Source organism: Mesorhizobium sp. (assembly GCF_004962925.1).
Classification (GTDB): Bacteria; Pseudomonadota; Alphaproteobacteria; order Rhizobiales; family Rhizobiaceae; genus Mesorhizobium.
Genome location: NZ_SUEO01000132.1, coordinates 12,389 through 15,977 on the forward strand (window position 1 = coordinate 12,389; position 3,589 = coordinate 15,977).

Annotated in this window: 3 protein-coding genes and 1 pseudogene; 3 read left to right on the top strand and 1 reads right to left on the bottom strand. The window is 63.8% G+C overall.

Annotated elements, in window-relative coordinates:
- Both E5W87_RS23135 and E5W87_RS23140 read left to right on the top strand, forming a co-directional pair.
- Nucleotides 1–922, top strand: a pseudogene (locus E5W87_RS23135) (ABC transporter ATP-binding protein); the annotation flags it as partial.
- Nucleotides 922–2,007, top strand: coding sequence for an ABC transporter ATP-binding protein (locus tag E5W87_RS23140; protein ID WP_292402755.1), 1,086 nt, complete (start codon nucleotides 922–924; stop codon nucleotides 2,005–2,007). The pseudogene E5W87_RS23135 and the gene E5W87_RS23140, both read left to right, overlap by 1 nt.
- Nucleotides 2,008–2,060: 53 nt before the next feature.
- Here E5W87_RS23140 and E5W87_RS23145 read toward each other — a convergent pair whose 3' ends face one another.
- The gene (locus E5W87_RS23145) at nucleotides 2,061–3,032 is read right to left on the bottom strand and encodes an AraC family transcriptional regulator (protein WP_292402758.1); all 972 of its coding nucleotides are present in this window, start codon (nucleotides 3,030–3,032) and stop codon (nucleotides 2,061–2,063) included.
- Between the two features lie 92 nt (nucleotides 3,033–3,124).
- Between E5W87_RS23145 and E5W87_RS23150 the strand changes: the two genes are divergently transcribed.
- Nucleotides 3,125–3,589, top strand: a 465-nt coding sequence (locus tag E5W87_RS23150) for an MFS transporter (RefSeq protein WP_292402760.1), incomplete at its 3' end; no start/stop codon positions are given.

The window sequence follows — 3,589 nt, forward strand, 5'->3', positions numbered from 1 at the left end:
CGGAAAGCCGGTCCAGCATGTCAAGGCTGCCGACCGCGACATCGCCATGGTGTTCCAATCGTTCTCGCTCTATCCGCATATGAGCGTCTACGAGAACATCGCTTTTCCGTTGCGCGCCATGCGCAAGAGCAAGGCAGAGATCGACGGCGAGGTGCGCTCGGTCGCCAAAGTGCTGCAGATCACCGACCTGCTCGGCAAGAAGCCGTCGGCGCTGTCGGGTGGCGACATGCAGCGCGTGGCGATCGGCCGGGCGCTGGTGCGGCGGCCGAAAGCGATGCTGATGGACGAGCCGATCGGCGCGCTCGACGCCAAGCTGCGCGAGGAGATGCGCGCGGAGATCAAGCGGCTGCACATCAAGCAGGGCTCGACCACCATCTACGTCACCCACGACCAGATCGAGGCGATGAGCCTTGCCGACCGCATCGTCATTATGCATGAGGGCGTTCTGCAACAGGTAGGCAGCCCATCGGACGTGTATACGCACCCGGCCAATTTGTTCGTCGCGCAATTCGTTGGCTCGCCGGTGATGAACGTCGCCAACGCGGCGGTGACGATGAACGGCTCCGGCGCCAGGGTCACCGTCGACGGGGCCGCGGAAGGGTTCCTTTTCCCGGCCGAACTGGTCGGCCAGCTCGACGCCGCGAACGTCGGGCAGGACCGCCTTGCGCTCGGCATCCGCCCCGAAGGAGTGATGGTCTCGCGCGAGGCGGCCGACGGTTATCTGCCGGTCGAGGCGCACATCATCGAACCGCTTGGCTCCTACGACATTGTCGACCTCAAGGTTGGGGCACAGATGTTGCGCGCCCGCACCCGTTCCGGTTTCGTCGGCAAGCCCGGGGTCCAGGTCTTCGCCAAGCTCGACCCGGCGCAGGCGCACTTCTTCGACACGACAAACGGCAATTCGCTGGGGGTGAGACTCTGATGGCCCATATCCAGCTCAAGAACATCTCGAAGACATTCGGCAATCACACCGCATTGACCGGGCTCAATCTCGACATTGCCGACGGCGAGTTCTTCGTGCTGCTCGGCGAGACCGGCGCCGGCAAGACGACGACGCTGCGCATGATCGCAGGCCTGGAAAAGCCGGACGAGGGGCAGATATTCATCGACGGCGCTGATGTCGCTGACTGGGGTGCGGCCGAGCGCGACGTGGCGCTGGTTCTGCAGCAATATTCGCTTTATCCGCGCTACACGGTGCGCGAAAACCTCGAATTTCCGCTGAAGCCAAAAATCCGCCGCATCGAGCCCGATGAGATCAAGACGCGCGTCGACCGCGTTGCCAAGACCTTGCGCATCGAGCATCTGCTCGACCGCAAGACGGATCGCCTCTCCGGCGGCGAGATGCAGCGCGTCTCGATTGGTCGCGCCATCGTCAGGAAGCCCCGCGTATTCCTGATGGACGAGCCCCTTTCGGCGCTCGATGCCAAGCTGCGCGAGGCGCTGCGCACCGAGTTGAAGAACATCCAAATGAACCTTGGTCAGACCTTCCTGTTTGTGACGCACGACCAGATCGAGGCGATGTCGATGGGCGACAAGGTCGGCGTGCTCAACCATGGCCGCATCGTCCAGACCGGCACGCCGTATGAGATCTACAACAATCCGCGCGATACCTATGTGGCGAGCTTCGTCGGCTCGCCGCCGATGAACCTCATCGACGGCAAGCTCGTCAATGGCCGCGCGGTGATGGCACCGCTGAATTTCGAATTGCCTTTTGCGGGGGGGGCCAAGACGAGCGGTGCGACGGACGGTCGCCCGCTCGTCTTCGGTATTCGTCCCGAGGATGTCTATCTCGAGAGCGGGGCGCCGGTGGAAGCGCGCGTCCACGATGTCGAGAACCATGGCGTCGAAAAGATCCTGACGCTGCGGGTCGGCGACGCCGTGCTGCGGGCCACGGTGCCGGCCAGAACCGATGTCGAGATCGAGCAGCCGGTGCGCTTTGCCTGGGATCCGGACAAGGTGGTGCTGTTCGACAAGGGTAGCGGAATAAGCCTCCGTCACGCGGGCTAAAGCGCGTTTGTTGGGCGGGAGATGCTTAGCGGCTTGAAGCCCTCTGGCCAAGCTTAGCCGGCTTGACGGGTCTCAGCCTGTTCCTCGGCTCGGAAATGGCTGGGGGCCGATCCGATGACGCGCTTGAACGCCCGACTGAAGGACGCGTCGGATTCATAACCCAGGCGCGCGGCGACGACGGAAATCTTCAGCCGGTCGCGGACCAGCCATTGCCGTGCCTGGTGCATTCTAACCTGGGTGACATATCTGGCCGGGGTTTCGCCGACGATCGTCGCGAAGCGTTCCGCGAAACCCGATCGCGAGGCGCCCATCATCCTGGCCAAGGTCTCCACCGTCCAGTCGCGGTCCGGTTCGAGGTGGATCGCGGCCAGCACGCGGCCGATCTCGCGGTCTCTCACCGCCGCGATCCATCCGGACGAGTCGCCGCAGCCGCGCTCGACCCACGAGCGAATGACGGTGGCGGCGAGCACGTCGGCAAGCCGTGCCAGAATGCCGCCGGAGCCGACACGCTCCATCGTCACTTCGCGGGCCATGGCCTCCAATAAATGCGGGATGCCGGGTTCATAGGCTTCCAGTTCGTGCGCGCGCATCACGTCCGGCATCATGCCGAGCAATGGGTGCAACCCATCGAGATTGAAATACATGCTGCCGAAAAACAGCAACGTCCCCGGCCGGCGACCTTCATTGGACATGCAGTAAACGTCCTTGCAGATCTCGGCGACCTTGTAGCCCTGGATCGGCGAAGCCTCGATACCCGGCTCGCTCGCCAGGACGTGTGCTGCACCGCGCGGCAGCAGCACCGCGTCGCCCACCTTGAGCTCCACCCATTCGCCGGAAGGCTGCAGCAGCCAGCATCCCTTGCGGCCGATGAAATGAAACCGCGCCGCCGTCTGGGCCGGAAACTGGAGGCCCCAGGGCTCCTGCATTTCACAGCGGCCGTATTCGACGCCGTCGAGCCGTAACCCGCGCAATATGTCTGTCAGCGGATCGCCGGTGATCGGAACTTTGGACGAATAGTCAAACATGATGGTGTTTCTAGCATGGAAACTCCAGGCGGTCACTCCCTATGTTGCATTGCAGCCAAATGCTGCGCTGCAACCAGATCGGAGATTCCATCATGACCGAACCCGCGACAGGCGTCATGGACGCCGTTCTTGATCCCGCGGAAACCGACGAACGATCCGAGCCGGCGTGGGGCGCGGTGGTATCGCTGGCGCTTGGCGTTTTCGGCCTGGTGACCGCCGAATTCCTGCCCGCCAGCCTGCTGACGCGGCTGGCGCAGGATCTCGGCATCACCGAAGGCGCCGCGGGGCAAGCTGTCACTGCGACGGCCGTTGTCGGCGCGATAGCCGCTCCAACCATGGCCATCATCACCAAACGGCTGGACCGCAGGCTGGTCATGTGGGGACTGACCGTTCTGCTAATCGTCTCGAACCTGCTGGCGGCGTTCGCGTCGTCGCTTCCTGTGCTTCTGGCTGCCCGCGTCGTTCTTGGCATCGCCCTCGGCGGCTTCTGGTCGATGTCGGCGGCCATGGCGATGCGGCTCGTGCCGATGCGGCTGATGCCACGTGCGATGTCGATC

Excerpts from the sequence above, each read along its gene's own strand:
- E5W87_RS23140 (WP_292402755.1), top strand. The coding sequence starts at position 922 with ATGGCCCATATCCAGCTCAAGAACATCTCGAAGACATTCGGCAATCAC.
- E5W87_RS23145 (WP_292402758.1), bottom strand. The coding sequence starts at position 3,032 with ATGTTTGACTATTCGTCCAAAGTTCCGATCACCGGCGATCCGCTGACA.